The following is a 16,600-nucleotide window of genomic DNA, read 5'->3' as shown; positions in this document are numbered from 1 at the left end:
CCGGCGGACACCGCGTGCCCATCGTCACCCTGCCCTTCGCGGAGCTCGTCGACCGGTTCGGCCCCGTGCCGGACGGCATCGAGCTGGACGTGTGGGACGTCGAGGCGCCGTACGGTCGCCCGGACGACGTCGCCATCACGTTCCTGCCGTTCTACTTCGGTGGACGGCACCGCTGGCAGTTCGTGCACGACCTGCCGGCGCTCGAGCTCCTGCAGCTGCCGAGCGCCGGCTACGAGCACGCGGTGCCGCACGTGCCCGGGCACGCCCAGCTGGCGAACGGTCGGGGGATCCACGACGACGAGACCGCCGAGCTCGCCGTCGGCCTGGCGCTGACCTCGCTGCGCGAGCTCGGGGCGTTCCAGGCCGATCGCGCCAACGGTGTCTGGGACGCCCGGAAGACCCGTTCCCTGGCCGACCGCCGGGTCACGGTCGTCGGCTACGGCGCGATCGGGTCGGCGATCGCCACCCGGTTCGAGGCGTTCCGCACCGACGTCACCGTGGTGGCCCGTACGGCTCGCGACCAGGACGGTCGCCACGTGCACGCGTTCGGCGAGCTGCCCGAGCTGGCACCGACGACGGACGTCCTCGTGCTCATCGCGCCGCTGACGGACGAGACCGAACGGCTGGTCGACGCCGAGCTGCTGGCCGCGCTGCCCGACGGCGCCCTGGTGGTGAACGTCGCCCGCGGCAAGGTCGTCGACACCGATGCACTGGTGGCGGAGCTGCAGTCCGAGCGGCTGTTCGCGGCGCTCGACGTCACCGACCCCGAGCCCCTGCCCGACGGCCACCCGCTGTGGACGACGCCGAACACGGTCCTCACGCCGCACGTCGGGGGCAACACCGACCTGAGTGTCCCGCGGTCGATCGAGCTGATGCGTCGGCAGGTCGCCGCGCTGGCCGAGGGTCGCCCGTTCGAGAACCTGATCGAGCGCTAGCGACCTGTCGGCGTCAGTCCAGTCGGAGTGCCATGCCGAGACTCGGCGCGACGTCGTCGAACCCGAGCGATCGGTACAGCCGCTGACCGGGCGGATCCCCGACGAGCGTGACGTAGGCCCCGGCGGGTGCTCGGTCGCGGACGTCCTCGAGCAGCCACTCGACCACACGGCGTCCGAGCCCACGGCGCTGGTGGTCGGGATCGGTGGCGATGTCGGCGATGTGGAAGTACCACCCGCCGTCGCCGATCGTCCGGCCCATTGCCACCGGTGTGCCGCCGGCGTCCACGACGTGGCACGCCGACCAACTGCCGGCGATCGCCCCGGCGCCCTGCTCGGCGTTCTTCGGTGAGAGTCCGGAGTCCTGGCGCAGACGCAGGTAGTCCGCCAGCGGCGGCGCCCCGACGACCAGGGTGTACGGGTCGACCTCGGTCACGGTCAGAGCGGGACGATGCACGTCGGGGTCCCGACGGCGATCTGCTCCACGGCCTCGCCCGGCACACTGTCGGCACCGATCGGCAGCACGGCGATGGCGTCCGACCGCTCGTTGGCGACGAGCACGTACCCCGGCACCCGGGCGAAGTGGCGCGGCCAGGCACCCCCGCACGAGGCGGACCCGACGAGCGCGAGCCCGTCGTCGGCAGCGTCGAGCACGACGATCAGGTCGCGGCCACGGACGGCGACGGTGACGAGTCCGGCATCGTCGACCTCGATGTGGCTGAGGAGCGACTCCCCCACGGCACCCTCGAACGTCGGGGTCGAGGCGATCGTCACGAGCGAGCCGGACTCGTCACGGCGGAGTCGGTGGACCGCGCCGTCGAGCTCACCGGCGACGAACAGGTCGCCTGCGTACCAGGCCAGGTGCCGCGGGCCGACGCCGGGCGCCACGTGGTGCACGCGCAGCGCCTCGAGCGTGGGGACGCCGTCGGCCGACACGGTCACGCGGAACTCGTGCAGCGCGTCGCCACCCAGGTCGGCGACGAGCACCGTGCCGTCCGGCGTCGCGACGGACTGGTGCGCGTGCGGCGCATCCTGCCGGTCCTGCACCGGGCCGGTGGCGGCGGGCAGGGTCGCGACTGCGATGGCCGAGGCAGGGACGGCGAGCCGGTCGGTTCGGCCGTGCACGCCGTCTGCGGGCAGGACGACGCCGTCGCTCGCGAGGACCGAGGCGGAGAACGACTCAGCCGCCGCCAGCGAGACGGCGGTGACGGTGCCGGAGACGTAGTTGGTGACGATGAGCGCCCCGGACGGGTCGACCCGCAGGTGGCACGGGGCGTCACCGCCGGCGGAGGCGTCCCACAGGTGTTCGAGCGCGCCGTTCTGCATCCGGAAGGCGGAGACCCCGCCGTCGTTCGTCTCGGACACGGCGTAGACACGGTCGCCCGACACAGCGAGGAACGAGGGATCGTCGAGCACCGCGACGGTACGAGCGCCCGCGCCCGCGCGGGCAGCCCCGCCGTCGACCAGGGAGATGCCGGTCGCGTTCCCGCCGCCGGTGGCGGTGTAGGAACCGACGAGCAGGGTCGGCAGGTCGACGCTCATTCGTCGCGTCCGGCGATGCGCTCGTGGTGGTGGATGACCTCGGCGACGATGAAGTTGAGGAACTTCTCGGCGAACGCGGGGTCGAGGTGCGCCTCGGCGGCGAGGCTGCGGAGCCGTGCGACCTGGATCTGTTCGCGGTCCGGGTCGGCGGCGGGCATGCCCGATTCGGCCTTCAGGTGCCCCACTCGCTGGGTGTACTTGAAGCGCTCGGCGAGCATGTGGATGACGGCGGCGTCGATGTTGTCGATGCTCTGCCGGATGCTCCGGAGTTCGGCGACAGCCGTCGCTTCGGCCGTCGCTTCGGGCTCGGGCGGGGTGACGTCGTCGCTCATGCCCCGAGCCTACTGGCGGACGCGCAGCCGAACCCCGCCGACGCCTGCGAGAATGAGCACATGTCGGTCTTGCTCGTGATCTCGGGCGTGTGTGCGGTCCTCGCTGGCCTCGTCCACGTGTACATCTGGTTCCTCGAATCCATCATCTGGACGAGCCCACGCGCCCGCAAGGTGTTCGGCGTCGCGACCGAGACCGAGGCCGACGCGACCCGCTCCCTCGCGTTCAACCAGGGGTTCTACAACCTGTTCCTGGCGATCGGCGCGATCCTCGGCGTCGTGCTGGTGCTGGCGGGCAACACCGCGACCGGCTGGACCCTCGTCGTGTTCTCGACCGCGAGCATGCTCGGCGCCGCGGTGATCCTGGTCGGCTCCGGCCGCAAGTACGTCAACTCCGCGTTCAAGCAGGGCACGCTCCCGCTGATCGCCCTGCTCTTCGCGTTGCTCGGCTCGAGCTTCCCCGTCTGAGTCGTCCCGACCAGATCGTCAGCCCCGCCACGCAAAAGCGACAGGGTGCCACCGAAGTTCGGCGGCACCCTGTCGCTTTCGCGGGTGAAGACCGGCCAGGTCAGCCGAGCTTGTCCTCGAACTGGGCCGGCAGCTTGTCGAGTGCCCACTCGATCGCAGCGGTGGTGCCCATCGAGAACGCCGACGACACGTCCTTGTCGTCGAAGACGATGTAGTGGCCAGCCTCGACCGACGGCACCTTCTGGAACAGCGGGTCAGCCTCGGCCTTCGACGCGTCGACGTAGATCGGCAGGATCAGCGTCAGGTCGGCGTCGAGCAGGTCGAGGTTCTCGTCGGACAGCGTGACGGAGAACGCCTTGCCGGCTTCCTTGTCGATGGCCGACGGGATCGTGAACCCGAGGTTCTTCATGAACGACGAGCGGCTGTCGGTGGAGGCGTACGCGCCGAAGCCCTCGGAGCTGTACGCACCGACGACGGCGGTCTTGCCCTCGAAGTCCGGGTGCGCCTTGCGCGCCGCGGCGTACGCGTCGTCGAGGCCGGAGAGCAGCTTCTTGCCCTCGGACTCCTTGCCGAGCGCCTTCGCGATCATCGTGGTCTGCTGCTCGGTTGACGCCAGGTAGTTCTCGCCGCCCTTCGGGATCGCGACGGTCGGCGCGATCGCGGACAGCTTGTCGTAGCGGTCCTTGTCACCAGACGACTTCACGTCGAGGATCAGGTCCGGGTTGAGCATGAGGATGTCCTCGTAGCTCGGCTCGAGCGTCTGGATGATCTTCGGCGACTTCGTGTACGCGTCCTTGAGCCACGGGCCGACGCCGTCGCCACCGAAGGCGAGCCAGTCGCTCGCGCCGACCGGCTGCACGCCGAGCTCGAGCGCGGTCTCGGCGTCACCCCAGCCGAGGGCGACGACGCGCTTGGGCTGCGAGTCGATCGTCGTGGTGCCGAGGCCGGTCGTGATGGACACCGGGAAGGCACCGTCGGACGAGCCGGACGAAGCCGTGTCGGTGGACGAGCCGGAGCCCGAGGCACAGCCGGCGAGGACGAGGGAGGCTGCGGCGACGGCACCCGCAGCGGCGAGGACACGTCGGAGACGAAGGGATGAGCGGATCACGAAGGGTAGCCTAACCTAACGGGGCGTACAGGAAATCAGCTGGATAGGCTGGGTGATCGTGGCCGTCCCAGATCCAGACCGCACGCGCCTCGCGGTGCTCGGCTCCCCCATCGCGCATTCACTCTCCCCCACGCTCCACGAAGCGGCCTACGACACGCTCGGGTTGGGGTGGTCGTACGGGAGGCACGAGGTCGCGTCCGGCGGGCTCGACGCGTTCGTCGCGGGGCTGGGTCCCGGATGGCGCGGGCTGAGTCTCACGATGCCACTCAAGCGCGAGGTGCTGCCGCTCCTCGACCGCACGACCCCGTTGGTCGATGAGCTCGGGGTCGCCAACACGGTGGCGTTCCGCCACGAGGGCGACAGCATCGTCCGCGCGGGCGCGAACACCGATGTCCAGGGGCTCGTCCGTCCGGTCGAGGCCCTCGGGCACCTGCCCGGCGAGGCCACGATCCTCGGCGGCGGGGCGACTGCGGCGAGCGCCCTGACCGCAGCCGTGCGGCTCGGGGCTTCGCTCGTGCGGGTGTTCCTGCGCGACACCGCGAAGGCCGGGTCGCTCGTGGAGCTGGCCGTGCGGCTCGGCGTATCGCTCGAGGTCCTGCCGCTCACCGACCTGCCCGGCACCCGCCACGGGTTCGTCCTGTCGACGCTTCCCGGCGGCGCGGCCGACCCGCTCGAGCTGGTGCCGTCGGGGTCGGACGCCGTGCTGTTCGACGTCGCCTACGAACCGTGGCCGACCGCCGTCGCGTCGCGCTGGGCCGGTGCGGGCGGCCGGGTGCTGAACGGTCTCGACATGCTCACCGAGCAGGCCATCGGCCAGATCCGCTTCTTCTTGACCGGTGACGAGGACGAGCTGCTGCCCGACGAGGCCGCCGTCCGTCGTGCGATGCGCTCGGCTGTCGGCCTGCCCGCCGTCATCAGCAGCTAGCCGACGACGACACCGGCGACCCGCGGTCAGCCGCGGGTCCGCGCCTCGGCGTCGAGCAGGGCGACGGACACGTCCCACAGCCGGTCGGCCTGGTCCGGGTCGAGCGCCCAGGGCAGCACGCCGTGCAGGCCGTCCTCGATCCGCTCGACCACCGCTGCTTCGTGGCAGTCCTCGAAGTAGCGGCCGGTGATCCCGTCGAGTTCCGGTGCGGTGGCGAGCAGGACCGAGGTCGCGGCTCCCTGCTCGGGGGTCTTCACGGCGTCGGCGGCGGCGATCTTCGTGGCGGCGAGGACCTCCGGGTCCCAGTGCTTCTGCAGCCCGGTCCAGATCCCGCCCGGCATCAGGGCGTTCGCGGTGATGCCGTCGGCGGCCCACCGCCGGCCGGCAGCGACGGCGAACAGCACGTTCGCGGTCTTCGACTGGCCGTAGGCGAGTCCGGGTTCGTAGGGACGCCGGCGGAAGAACAGGTCGTCGAACACGACGGGCGAACCGCCGTGGCCGCTCGACGACACCGAGACGATGCGGGCCGAACCCGAGGCCGCCAGGGCGTCGTGCAGCCCGACCGCGAGGGCGAAGTGCCCGAGGTGGTTCGTGGCGAACTGCGCCTCCCACCCGGCGGGCGTGTACGACTCGGGCGCGTCCATGATGCCGGCGTTGGCGACGAGCACGTCGAGCGGCCCCGACCACGCTGCGGTGAACGCCTCGACGGAGGCCGGGCGGTCCAGGTGCAGTTCGACGACGGCCGGTGCGTCCGTCCCCGTCGACCGGGCGATGTCCTCCGCGACCCGGCGGCCGGCGTCGACGTCCCGCACGGCGAGCGTCACGCGTGCTCCGGCTCCGGCGAGTGCTCGGGCGGTCTCCACCCCGATGCCGGACGCGGCGCCGGTGACGATCGCCGTGCGTCCTGTCAGGTCGAGGCCGTCGACGACCTCGGCGGCCGTGGTCCGGTCGCCGAAGCGGGTGAGGTCGCGTGCGGGCATGTCGACTCCTGTCGGCTGGCGTGGTGCGGAGCCGTCAGGCGACGACACCGTCCACGTAGAACCATCGTCCCTGCTCGCGGACGAACTCGCTCGTCTCCTCGAGCGTCCCGCGGTCGTCGTCGGAACGCCACCACGCACGGAACGCGACCGTGCCCTGGGAGTCGAACGGGCCTCCCGAGGTCGTCGTCAGGATGTCCAACCGGGTCCAGCGCTGGGACGCGTCCAACTCGAGGGCCGCCGGTCGGGTGCGCGGGTGCCAGGTGAGCAGCAGGTACTCCGGCAGTCCCAGCGCGAACGCGCTGAAGCGTGAGCGCATCAGGCGTTCCGCGGTCGGTGCGGCCGCTCCGCGGTGCAGGGGGCCGCAGCACTCGCCGTAGGGATTGCCGCTCAGGCAGGGGCAGCGCGTCTCGTCGGTGACCACGCCGGAACGCTAGTCGACGATCGACAGCGCGACGGTGATGTTGCCGCGGGTGGCGTTCGAGTACGGGCAGATCTCGTGCGCGCGCTCGGCCAGGCGCTGGCGCTGCTCCTGCGGGGCGGCCGGTGCGTAGACGTCGAGCTCGACCGCCAGGCCGAAGGTGCCGTTGCCGGCGCCGCCGATGCCGACCTCGGCGGAGACCTCGGCGCCGGTGGTGTCGAGGTCGAGTTCCTTGCCCGCGGCGTGCAGTGCACCGAGGAAGCACGCGGCGTACCCGGCGGCGAACAGCTGCTCGGGGTTGGTGCCCTCGCCGCTGCCGCCCATCTCCTTCGGCGGGCGGGTGTCCAGGTCGAGCCGGTCGTCCTCGCTGCGGACGTGCCCGTCGCGGCCGCCTCCGGTGGCGTGGGCGGCTGCGGTGTAGACGATGTCGAGACTCATGGAGCCGAGGTCATCGCGCCCACCTGGACGTGTGCTGCGCGTGCCCGGGGTGCCGGGGCCGGGCGCCAGCGCGTGCCCGCGCCGCCGGGCGTGTCCGCGGGCGTGCCGCGGGGTGCCCGCGGCGCACTTCGTTCGTGAACTTCGTGAGCAGAAATGGTCGGGCCCCACGAGCGCACTCGACCATTTCTGCTCACGAAGTACCGAGCGCCCGGCCCACGACACCCCGCGCCCGGGTAGACATGACACGTGTTCAAGATCGGGTGGCAGGTGTACCGGGAGCGACTGCCCGAGGTCATCGGTGAGCGCATCCGCCGACGCATGGTGGTCGTCGGCGCGATCGTCGCGGCGACCGCGTTCGTCGTGCTGCTGTTCGTCGGCGTGCTCCTGGACCGCCTGGACGACCCCGTTCCCGGTCCCGCCGGTGTCGTCGTCGCGGTCGTGGTGGCCGCCGGCTTCGGGTGCTTCGGCGCATCGCTGACGCCGGTCGGTCCGAAGGGATGGGCCGTCCCACCGATCCCGGGCATCGGCTGGCGCACGCAAGAGGCCATCGCCCGTTACTACGGCAGGAACCCTCCGGCGGTGGACCCGCAGCACCGCGATGCCGTGCTCCACGGTCTGCTGGAGAGCCGCGACCAGATCGTCCGCTTCGCCACCCGTTCGTTCCTGCAGTTCGTCAGCTGGGTGGGTCTCGTCCTCGGCACGGTGGTCTTCGTCCTCACGTTCCCCGTCGACGGCGACCGGATGATCGTGCTCCTCGGTGTGTGGTTCATGTGGCTCGTCATCTCGAGCGGCACCGGCGTCATGGGCATCCGCACCCTCGGCCGTCAGGAGCAGCTGCGCGTCGAGGCCGAGGCGCTCCCGCCCGTCCCGCCGGCACCGCCCGCCCGCGGCCGGCCCGGCACCCCGAAGGGCAGCAAGCTCTCGCTGCCCGGAGACTGATCCGTGTTCGCACTCGGTTGGCGGATCTTCTTCCGGCACGTCGACGACGTGCTGGACCCGCGTCGTGTCCGCCGCGCGGCAGCGTGGTCCGGCGCAGCAGCCGTGGTCGCGTTGGTCGGCATGCTCGTCCTGGAGGCCCGGCTCGGCTGGACCGCACAGCCTCCGCTCCGCAGCGTGGCGGCCATCGTGCTGCTGGCGGCCGGCGTGGGCCTGCTCACGTTCGCGTGCTTCTCGACGCGGCGCCCGCCGGACCCCTCGGCGACGATCAACGGGCGGCAGGTGCGGGCCTCGTGGCAGAACTCGGTGCGGTGGTCGGTGCAGCCGTACCTGCTGCGACGGCCACGCCCCGTCCGTCCAGACGACCGCGAGGCGGTCCGCACCGACACGGTCCTGCTCCGCCGCGGCCTGATCGGCACGCTCGCCCGCGTCACCCCGCTGCTGGGGGCAGGGGTCGCCGCCGTCGGTGCTGGCCCGTTGCTCGACGTCGCGCCCTGGTGGCCCGTGGTGTCCGTCGCGCTCTACGTCCTCGTGCTGCCCGAGTACGTCGTCCGCCTCGGCCGCTCCGAACGCGCGCGGGTCGCCGCCGAGGCCGCCGAGCCGTTCGAGGTCCCCGCCGGCCCGACTTCGTGAGCAGAAATGGTCGGGTGGCGTGACGGGACCCGACCATTTCTGTTCACGAAGCGGAACGGGATACGGGGCAGGGGAACGACCCCAGCCGCGCGACTGTCGGGGGCACGGGGCACACTGGGCGCATGTGTGGAAGGTTCGTCGTCTCCGACACCACGGCTGATCTGTTGCCCGAGCTCCTCGGCGAGCTCGCCGGCCGGACCGAGCACGTCGACCAGGACACCGGCGTCGTGGGGACCGGCCTGGTGCCGAGCTGGAACGTCGCCCCGACCGACCCCGTGTCCGCGGTGCGCCAGCGGCACGGCGAACGCGAGCTGCCGCAGATCAGCTGGGGCTTCGTGCCGAGTTGGGCGAAGGACTTCCAGAAGCAGCGTCCGAAGCCGATCAACGCCCGCATCGAGACGGTCGCGACGAGCGGCATGTTCAAGCGGGCCTTCGCGACGAACCGGTGCATCGTGCCGGCGCAGGGCTACTACGAGTGGGTGGTGCGCGAGGACGGCAAGGAGCCGCACTTCGTGCACGAGCCCGGCGGTGCCCTGGCGATGGCCGGGGTCGTGAGTGCCTGGCCGGACCCGACCAAGCCCGATGGCGACCCGGACAAGTGGCGGCTGACGCTGGCGATCATCACGCGCGACGCCCACGTGGCCCCGGGCGAGGTGCACGACCGGATGCCGGCGTTCCTGACGCCCGACGGCTACGACGACTGGCTCGGGGGCGAGTTGCCGACCGACGACCTGCTGGCCCTGCTCGACCACGAGTCACTGACGGTCGCGGCCGGCCTGGAGCAGTACGAGGTCGCCCGCACCGTGAACAGCGTGAAGAACGACGGCCCGCAGCTCATCGAACCGGTGGCGTAGCCAGCGAGACGCCACCCGGCCCGGCGCCCTACTCGACGCTCGGGCGCACCCACAGTTCGGCGATCTGGGAGTCCCGCGGGGCGTCGATCACGAACCGCACGGCCGAGGCGACGGTCGACGGTTCGCTTCGCACCACGTCGGGGTCGGCCGGACCGTACCGATCGCCGGTGTGCGCGAGCGGGGTGTCGGTCGGTCCCGGCGCGACGGTGCTCACCCGGATCCCGTCGGCGCTGACCTGCTGGCGGAGCCCGTCGGTGACGGCCTGCAGCGCGTGCTTCGACGCGGAGTACACGGTGCTGTTCGGCACGGCCCGTCGCGCGGCACCCGAGCTGATCACGACGACCGACCCGGCGGCCCGGCGCAGGTGTGGCAGGAACACCCGGCTGAGCTCGGCCGGCGCGATGACGTTGGTGGCGAAGGCGCGCTGCCAGTCCTCGGCGCGGGCGTCCTCGACACGCAGGCGTTCGACGATCGCTGCGTTGTGCACCAGGACGTCGAGCTCCGGTACCGAGTCGGCGAAGGCCGGGAACCCGGCGGCGTCGGTCAGGTCGAGCTGCACGGCGGTGACGTGGTCGAGCGCCCCGACCTCGTCGAGCCGCACGCGGTCACGCCCGACGGCGATCACCTCGTGGGTCCGGCGGAGCTCCTCGACGACGGCGCGTCCGATGCCGCTGGTCCCACCGGTCACGATCGCGGTGGGGCGGCCGGGTGCGGTGGGTCGGTCGCTCATCCTCCGAGGCTAGCGAGCGGCGGAGCCGCACCGCCCCGCGTGACGGCGTGCGTCGGACGCGACCACGGCACGACGACGGGAGGCCCGGATCACGTGCGCCTGTCGGCTGACGTGATCCGGGCCTCCCGGTCGACCGCGGTGGTTACGGACGCGCGCTGCGTCGGATCCCCGGGGTGGCTGCGATGCCCGCCGCGATGCGGCGGCGCGTCACGAGCAGCACGCCGGCCAGGAGCAGTGCGATCGCCGCGAGGCCGAGGCCGACGAGGCCGGTCGCACCGGTGAAGGCGAGCTCCGCGGTGTGGACCGCTGCCGCGATGCCGGTCGGGTAGGTGACCGTGATGGTCGCCGTCACCGTCTGGCCGTTGCCGTCCGTCACCACGTACCCGATGAAGGTGGTGCCGGTGTGGCCCTTCGCCGGGGTGAAGACGACCTTGCCGTCGCGGACGGTCCAGGTGCCCTCGTGGCTGACGACGACGCGGTCGGACTGCTTGCCCGTCTCCGGGTCGATCAGGTGCAGGGTGCCCGTCTCGAAGGTGGCGCCGCCCGAGGCGGAGTCGTTGTCGAGCGGGTCGATCGTGACCTGGTGCCCGACGGTCCCGGTGGCGGAGTCGTCCTTCGCGACCGCGGCGGCGACGACCGTCATCGTGGCGGTGGCGGTGGTGGTCTGCCCCGAGGCGTCCGTCACCGTGTAGGTGAAGGTGTCCGTGCCGGTGAAGCCGGCGGCCGGGGTGTAGACGTACGCGCCGGTGGGCTGGACCGTCACCGTGCCGTGGGCCGGCTTGCGGTCCAGCGTTGCGGTGAGGCGGGTGCCCTGGTCGTTGGTGAGCAGACCGTGGGCGGCGTCGCGGGCGATCGGGGTGCCGGCGATGGTGTGGCCGGCGTCCTTCGTCGCGTCGATGCCGACGGTGACGGTGACGGTGGCGTCGACCTGCTGACCCGAGCCGTCCTGTGCCCGGTAGGTCACGGTGTCGGTGCCGGAGAAGCCCTTCGCCGGGGTGTAGACGAACGTGCCGTCCGCGGCGATCGAGACCGTGCCGTGCCCCGCCTTGCCGGAGGTCACGACCGTCAGGTCACTGCCGTGGTCGTTGCCGAGCACGCCGGGGCCGGCGACGGTGATCGACTTGCCGGCCTTCGTGGCTGCCTTGTCGTTCGTCGCCGTCGGGGTGACGGTGATCGTCACGAGGCCGGTCGCGGTGTTGCCGTCGTGGTCGACCGCCGTGTAGGTGAAGGTGTCGATGCCGGACCAGTCGTGCTCCGGCGTGTAGACGTACGAGCCGTCCTTCGCCAGCGCCACGGAGCCGTGTGCCGGCTTGCGGTCGAGCTTCGCCCACAGGTCGGTGCCCTCGTCGTCGGCGAGGACGCCCGTGCCGACGGTCGCGGTCACGGTGCCGTTGGTGGCGGTGCGGCCGGTGTCGGGGGTCGCCATGGTGCCGACCAGGACGGTGACGGTCGCCGTCGTGGTCTGGCCGGAGCCGTCCGTGACGGTGTACGTGAACGTGTCCGTGCCGGAGAAGCCCTTCTTCGGCAGGTAGACGAGCGAGCCGGGCTCGGTGCCCTTGGTCACGGTGCCGTGCGCGGCGTCGCCGTGGCCGGTGACCGTGAGCGTCGTGCCGTGGTCGTTGGCGGTCAGCGTCGTGCCGGCGATGGCCAGCGCGGTGCCGGCGCTGGTGCGCACGGTGTCCGCGACGGCGACGGGCTTGACCGTCACCGTGACGGTCGCCTTCGCAGTGCCGCCGGTCGGGTCGGTCACCGTGTAGGTGAACGTGTCCGTGCCGGAGAAGCCGTCGGCCGGCGTGTACGTGACGGTGCCGGTGTTGCCGGTTCCGGCTCCGCCTCCGCCTCCGCCTCCGGTGATCGCGGCCTCGCCGTGACCGGGCTTGGTGACCGCGGTGACGGCGAGCTTCGTGCCGGAGTCGTTGCCCGTGACCACGACGTCGACCGGGGTCGAGGCGGTGGTGGTCGCGGTGTCGGCGACGGCCTTCGGGGCGACGACGATCGTCACGGTGCCGGTGGTCGTGCCGCCGGAGCCGTCGGAGACGGTGTAGTCGAACGAGTCCGGGCCGGAGTAGCCGGGCTTCGGCGTGTAGGTGTACCCGCCGTCCTCGTCGACGACGACGTCACCGTGCGACGGGTCGGTGTTGTCCGTGACGTGCAGGTCGGTGCCGGTGGCGCCGTCGAGCACACCCTTGTCGGCCGGGACGGTGATGGAACCGTCGGCGTCGGTGGACGTGGAGCCGCCCGCCGTGACGGGGGTGACCCGGACGGAGACGGTGCCGGTGTTCGTGAGGCCGTTGCGGTCGGTGACCGTGTACGTGAACTCGTCGGTGCCGGAGAAGCCCGGCTTCGGCGTGTATGTGACGGTGCCGTCGTCGTTCCGGACCGCGGTGCCGTTCGTGCCGCTCTTGCCGACGGGGATGTCGAGCACGGACAGGCCGGTGCCGTGGTCGTTGCCGGTCAGTTCGGCCGAGGTGACCGTCTTGCTGCCGCCTGCCTTGACCGTGATCTCGTCCGGCTCGGTGCCGGGCTCGACCGTGATGGTCACGACACCCGTGGCCGTCCCGCCGGAGGGGTCCTTCGCCGTGTAGGTGAAGGTGTCCGTGCCCGAGAAGCCGTCCTTCGGGGTGTACGTGTACGACCCGTCCTCCGCCAGCTCGAGGTCGCCGTTCGCGGGCTCGAGGTCGACCCTGGCGGTGAGCTTCGTACCCTCGTCGTTCGCGAGCACGCCCGTGCGGTCGTCGCCGTCCCCGCCCACGGTCAGCGTGGTGCCGGCGGTGGCGGTCGCGGTGTCCGGGGTGGCCATCGGGCCGACGACGACGGTGATCGTGCCGGTCGTGGTCTGGCCGGAGTCGTCCCGCACCGTGTAGGTGACGGTGTCGGTGCCCGAGAAGCCGGGCTTCGGCGTGTACGTGATCACGCCGGTGGTCGGGTCGATCGTGACGTCACCGTGCGTCGTGCCGTCGGCGTCCGGCACGGCAGCCGCGTCGGTGACGGTCAGCTTCGTGCCCTTGTCGTTGCCGGTGAGCGTCGTCGGCGCGATGGTCAGCGTCTCGCCGGACTTCGTCGACACGGTGTCGCCGTTCGCGACCGGCTTGACGGTGACGGTGACCGTCGCCGGGCTGGTGGTGACCTTCGAGCCGTCGGTCACGGTGTAGGTGAACGAGTCGGTGCCGGAGAAGTCACCCGTCGGCGTGTACTCGACGGTGCCGTCCTCGGCCACCACGGCGGTGCCGTTCGCCGGGCCGGTGACGATCGTGGTGACCAGGTCCGAGCCGCGGTCGTTGTGCTGCACGTCGACGTTCACCGGGGTGCCGGCACTCGTCGTCGTGGTGTCGTTCGCGATCGTCGGGTTGACCGTGATGGTCACCGTGGCGGTCGTCGGCGTACCGGCGGTGTCCATCGCGGTGTACCGGAACGAGTCCGTGCCCGAGAAGCCGTCGGCCGGCGTGTAGGTGATCGCACCGGTCGCCTTGTCGAGGGTGAGCTCGCCGTGCGCGGGCTTCGTGTTCGACGAGATCGTCAGGCCGGTGCCGAGGTCGTTGCCCAGGACGCCGGTGGCGCGGGTGTCGACGGTGTAGGTGGTGCCGGCGGCGACGCGGACGGTGTCGTCCTTCGCCAGCGGGGCCACGTTCACGGTCACGGTCACGGTGTCGGTCCCCCCGGTGCCGTCGGTGACGGTGTACGTGAAGGAGTCGGGGCCGGAGTAGCCGGTGGCCGGGGTGTACGTGTAGCTGCCGTCCTTCGCGACGACGACGTCACCGTGGGCGGGCTTGGTGTTGCCGGTGACCGTCAGGTCCGAGCCGAGGTCGTTGGCGAGCAGGCCGGGGGCGGTGCCGGGGGTGGTGGCCCCCGCCGTCGCGGTGATCGTGTCGGCGACCGCGGTCGGCAGCACCGTGATGGTGACCGTGCCGGAGATCTCCGCGCCGTCGCCGTCCTTCGCCGTGTAGGTGAAGGAGTCCGGGCCGGAGTAACCGGCGATCGGGGTGTACGAGTACGAGCCGTCCTTCTCGACGGTCAGGTCACCGTGGGCGGGCTTCGTGTTGCCCGTGACCGTCAGGCCGGTGCCGTGGTCGTTCGCGAGCAGACCCGTCTTGGCGTCGGCAGTGGCGGTCTGGCCGGCGTGCACACTGAACGCGTCGTCGGTGCCCGCCGGGGCGACGGTGATCGTCACGGTGCTGGTCGACGTCTGGCCGGACGAGTCCTTCGCCGTGTACTGGAAGGTGTCCGTGCCCGAGAAGCCGTCGGCCGGCGTGTACGTGTACGAGCCGTTCGGGCTCACGGTCGCGGTGCCGTGGGCGGGCGTGGTGTTCGACACGACGGACAGGCCGGTGCCGCTGTCGTTCGCCAAGACGCCCTTCGCGGGCACGGTTAGCTTCGTGCCGTTCGGCGTGTTGCCGGTGTCCGAGGTCGTGGTGACGTGGACGGCCTTGAGCGTGTTGGTGAACGTCACCATGACGTCGGTGCCGTCGGCGGTCGTGGCTGCGGGGAACGTGAAGGTGCCGGTGTTGCCGTTGCCCTTCGCGATGACCGCATTGGTCCCCTGGTCGACGGCCTTCCACGTGGTGTCGTAGTTCGCGATGTCCGTGGTGCCGTCGGCGGTCTGCGTGACCGTGTAGTCCTTGTTCGGCGTGGTCAGAACCGCGCCCGCCTTCTGTGCCTGGACGCCCGTGGCGCTGCCGCTCGTGGTGCCGGTCGTACCGTCGTTCGGGGTGATGCCGCCGCCGGTGATCGACAGCTTGAACTGGTCACCGCTGTTCCAGCGCTTGTCGACGCTCGACTCACCGGTGACGGTGTCGGCGTAGTTGCAGCTGGCCAGGTCGCTGGCTGCGTAGTCACCGACGATGCGGAAGTTGCGGACTTCCTTGCCAGACGTCGGGTCCAGCTGGAAGATCGTGGTGGTCGGGACCCGGTTGGTCGTCACTGTGTTCGACACGTACAGGAAGCCGTCGGAGGAGAATGCGATGCCGGGGCTGTTGGTGGTGGACGGCAGGGTCGCGATCTCGGTCGTCGTCATCGCCGTGTTGCCCGACGTCGTCGGGACCTCGTTCGTGTTCACGCGGTACACGTGGTTCGCCGCGACGACGAAGAACAGTCCGCGGGAGCTGAACGCGAAGTCACCGTTCGCGTTCGCGGTGTCGGCGGCGTTCCGCGTGGCGAGGCCGTTGATCTGTCCGACCTGACCCAGGTACTTCGCCGGCGTCGTGTCCGTCGCGGGGCGGTACGCCCCGAGCCAACCGGTGCCGTCGCCGTAGTAGTAGATGCCCGTCGCCGGGTTCACGGCACCACGGATCACGGACCGTGTCGTGTCGGTCGCGACCGGGTCGCTGGCGACGCCCGTCTTCGGGTCGTACTGACGAAGGGTCGCGGTCCCGCCGTTCGCCGCGGCGAACATCGAGACACCCTCGCGCGAAATACCGAGACCGTTGTTCGCGCCCGCACCGAGGTTCGTGACGTCCGCGGTCTGACCGACCTTGGACTCGTCCGAACTGACGTCGACGGCGACGACCTTGCCGGTGCTGTCGATCGCGTACAGCGTGTTCTGCGGGTAGCAGACCAGCGCACCGTTCTGGGTCGCATCGACGGCCGAGGCCGGCTCGGCCGCGATGACCGCCGTGGTCGTCGAGAGACCGGCGCCGACGAGCAGCGCGGCGCCGAACACGGCGACGGTTCGGACGCCGAAGCGGCGTCGAGGCACAGCGGTGCCCTGGTTTCCAGGCAGCATGATCACTTTCGGGTCGAGACGATGCGGGCGCTGATCAACAGCCGCCGGTTCAGGGAGAACGGTCGTTGGCGCCGGGTCGATACTGGCAGGTCTCGATACCGAAGTGGGGACGGAACGGGTCCCCAATAGGGGGGACCACTCGTTGTGGGGGTGACCGCACCTCAGACCCGCGTCACCCGCTCGGGGCACACGAAAACCCCACCGGATCCGGTGGGGTTTCGGGGTTCGCGGGGCTCAGCGCGTCAGACAGCCTGCCGGATCACGTCCGGCAGCAGCACGTGCAGCCGCTCGGCCAGACGGCCCTTCGCCTCGTCGAGGGAGCGGAAGTCCCCCACGTACTCGCCGAACGTGTCGGCGACGAAGAAGTGCGTGCCCTGCCGGTCGACGGTGCCGCCGTAGTACCCGCCGTAGTTGGCGACCCAGAGCCCCGTGTCGGGCTGCGCCCAGCTGATGCGGACGCGAGCCGGCGCGGTGTCGGCGACGACCTGCGCCTCGATCTCGGCGATGACCTCGATCGTCCGGGTGTCCAGCGTCACTTCGGTCTGCTGGTGGTGATCGGCGGTCATGCTCATGGTGGTGCTCCTTCGG

The 16,600-nt window shown here is 71.4% G+C and carries 16 protein-coding genes; 6 read left to right on the top strand and 10 right to left on the bottom strand.

The genetic code is table 11. The features are described from left to right. The first annotated feature begins 14 nt into the window (after positions 1–14). Positions 15–935, top strand: a complete 921-nt coding sequence (locus EDF33_RS17840; RefSeq protein ID WP_165918871.1) for a 2-hydroxyacid dehydrogenase — start codon at positions 15–17, stop codon at positions 933–935. Positions 936–948: 13 nt separating this feature from the next. Here the strand turns inward: EDF33_RS17840 and EDF33_RS17835 are convergent, their stop codons facing one another. Genes EDF33_RS17835 through EDF33_RS17825 form a run of 3 tightly spaced genes read right to left on the bottom strand, consistent with a single transcriptional unit; the run spans position 949 to position 2,806 of the window. Further along, positions 949–1,368 carry a GNAT family N-acetyltransferase gene (locus EDF33_RS17835; protein ID WP_123293631.1) on the bottom strand — a complete coding sequence of 140 codons (420 nt, stop codon included), beginning with the start codon at positions 1,366–1,368 and terminating at the stop codon, positions 949–951. 2 nt (positions 1,369–1,370) lie between these two features. Then, complete coding sequence (locus tag EDF33_RS17830; RefSeq protein ID WP_132100759.1) at positions 1,371–2,474, bottom strand: beta-propeller fold lactonase family protein; 1,104 nt, start codon at positions 2,472–2,474, stop codon at positions 1,371–1,373. Then, complete coding sequence (locus tag EDF33_RS17825) at positions 2,471–2,806, bottom strand: chorismate mutase (protein ID WP_123293629.1); 336 nt, start codon at positions 2,804–2,806, stop codon at positions 2,471–2,473. Before EDF33_RS17825 ends, EDF33_RS17830 begins: the two co-directional genes overlap by 4 nt. Positions 2,807–2,866: 60 nt before the next feature. Here EDF33_RS17825 and EDF33_RS17820 point away from each other — a divergent pair, with 60 nt between their 5' ends. Continuing rightward, on the top strand, positions 2,867–3,271 hold the full coding sequence (locus EDF33_RS17820; RefSeq protein WP_132100758.1) for a DUF1304 domain-containing protein: 405 nt from the start codon (positions 2,867–2,869) through the stop codon (positions 3,269–3,271). A gap of 100 nt (positions 3,272–3,371) precedes the next feature. Here EDF33_RS17820 and EDF33_RS17815 read toward each other — a convergent pair whose 3' ends face one another. Beyond that, positions 3,372–4,379, bottom strand: coding sequence for an iron-siderophore ABC transporter substrate-binding protein (locus EDF33_RS17815; protein WP_132100757.1), 1,008 nt, complete (start codon positions 4,377–4,379; stop codon positions 3,372–3,374). Positions 4,380–4,437: 58 nt separating this feature from the next. Here EDF33_RS17815 and EDF33_RS17810 point away from each other — a divergent pair, with 58 nt between their 5' ends. Further along, positions 4,438–5,304, top strand: coding sequence for a shikimate dehydrogenase (locus EDF33_RS17810; protein ID WP_132100756.1), 867 nt, complete (start codon positions 4,438–4,440; stop codon positions 5,302–5,304). Between the two features lie 26 nt (positions 5,305–5,330). On the opposite strand, the gene EDF33_RS17805 is transcribed toward EDF33_RS17810, so the two are convergent. From EDF33_RS17805 to EDF33_RS17795, 3 genes are read right to left on the bottom strand one after another with little or no spacing between them, the layout of a single operon-like run. Beyond that, complete coding sequence (locus tag EDF33_RS17805; protein WP_132100755.1) at positions 5,331–6,284, bottom strand: SDR family NAD(P)-dependent oxidoreductase; 954 nt, start codon at positions 6,282–6,284, stop codon at positions 5,331–5,333. 34 nt (positions 6,285–6,318) lie between these two features. Continuing rightward, positions 6,319–6,705 carry a YchJ family protein gene (locus EDF33_RS17800; RefSeq protein ID WP_123340113.1) on the bottom strand — a complete coding sequence of 129 codons (387 nt, stop codon included), beginning with the start codon at positions 6,703–6,705 and terminating at the stop codon, positions 6,319–6,321. A 9-nt stretch (positions 6,706–6,714) separates the two neighbouring features. Further along, on the bottom strand, positions 6,715–7,140 hold the full coding sequence (locus tag EDF33_RS17795) for an organic hydroperoxide resistance protein (RefSeq protein ID WP_123293624.1): 426 nt from the start codon (positions 7,138–7,140) through the stop codon (positions 6,715–6,717). A gap of 246 nt (positions 7,141–7,386) precedes the next feature. Between EDF33_RS17795 and EDF33_RS17790 the strand changes: the two genes are divergently transcribed. The 3 genes from EDF33_RS17790 (at position 7,387) to EDF33_RS17780 (ending at position 9,563) form a co-directional block, all read left to right on the top strand. Further along, entirely contained in the window at positions 7,387–8,079 is a 693-nt protein-coding gene (locus EDF33_RS17790; RefSeq protein WP_131880700.1) for a hypothetical protein, read from the top strand. A 3-nt stretch (positions 8,080–8,082) separates the two neighbouring features. Next, positions 8,083–8,709: a hypothetical protein gene (locus tag EDF33_RS17785; protein ID WP_132100754.1), complete on the top strand. Its 627-nt coding sequence runs from the start codon at positions 8,083–8,085 to the stop codon at positions 8,707–8,709. A 122-nt stretch (positions 8,710–8,831) separates the two neighbouring features. Continuing rightward, positions 8,832–9,563, top strand: coding sequence for an SOS response-associated peptidase (locus tag EDF33_RS17780; protein WP_132100753.1), 732 nt, complete (start codon positions 8,832–8,834; stop codon positions 9,561–9,563). A gap of 28 nt (positions 9,564–9,591) precedes the next feature. Here EDF33_RS17780 and EDF33_RS17775 read toward each other — a convergent pair whose 3' ends face one another. The 3 genes from EDF33_RS17775 to EDF33_RS17765 form a co-directional block, all read right to left on the bottom strand. After that, positions 9,592–10,293, bottom strand: coding sequence for an SDR family oxidoreductase (locus tag EDF33_RS17775; RefSeq protein WP_111086110.1), 702 nt, complete (start codon positions 10,291–10,293; stop codon positions 9,592–9,594). A 142-nt stretch (positions 10,294–10,435) separates the two neighbouring features. Next, a complete protein-coding gene (locus tag EDF33_RS17770; protein WP_165918870.1) occupies positions 10,436–15,985 on the bottom strand; it encodes an Ig-like domain-containing protein in 5,550 nt (1,849 codons plus the stop codon). Positions 15,986–16,254: 269 nt separating this feature from the next. Next, positions 16,255–16,584 (bottom strand): hypothetical protein, encoded by a 330-nt coding sequence (locus EDF33_RS17765; protein ID WP_207913272.1) that lies wholly within the window; start codon positions 16,582–16,584, stop codon positions 16,255–16,257. Between the last annotated feature and the right edge of the window lie 16 nt (positions 16,585–16,600).

The sequence above is a fragment of the Curtobacterium sp. PhB146 genome (assembly GCF_004342995.1).
In the GTDB taxonomy this organism is placed as follows: Bacteria; Actinomycetota; Actinomycetes; order Actinomycetales; family Microbacteriaceae; genus Curtobacterium.
This window is presented reverse-complemented; position numbering and strand designations above follow the sequence as displayed.

Excerpts from the sequence above, each read along its gene's own strand:
- EDF33_RS17830 (WP_132100759.1), bottom strand. The coding sequence starts at position 2,474 with ATGAGCGTCGACCTGCCGACCCTGCTCGTCGGTTCCTACACCGCCACC.
- EDF33_RS17825 (WP_123293629.1), bottom strand. The coding sequence starts at position 2,806 with ATGAGCGACGACGTCACCCCGCCCGAGCCCGAAGCGACGGCCGAAGCG.
- EDF33_RS17820 (WP_132100758.1), top strand. The coding sequence starts at position 2,867 with ATGTCGGTCTTGCTCGTGATCTCGGGCGTGTGTGCGGTCCTCGCTGGC.
- EDF33_RS17805 (WP_132100755.1), bottom strand. The coding sequence starts at position 6,284 with ATGCCCGCACGCGACCTCACCCGCTTCGGCGACCGGACCACGGCCGCC.
- EDF33_RS17795 (WP_123293624.1), bottom strand. The coding sequence starts at position 7,140 with ATGAGTCTCGACATCGTCTACACCGCAGCCGCCCACGCCACCGGAGGC.
- EDF33_RS17780 (WP_132100753.1), top strand. The coding sequence starts at position 8,832 with ATGTGTGGAAGGTTCGTCGTCTCCGACACCACGGCTGATCTGTTGCCC.
- EDF33_RS17775 (WP_111086110.1), bottom strand. The coding sequence starts at position 10,293 with ATGAGCGACCGACCCACCGCACCCGGCCGCCCCACCGCGATCGTGACC.
- EDF33_RS17765 (WP_207913272.1), bottom strand. The coding sequence starts at position 16,584 with ATGAGCATGACCGCCGATCACCACCAGCAGACCGAAGTGACGCTGGAC.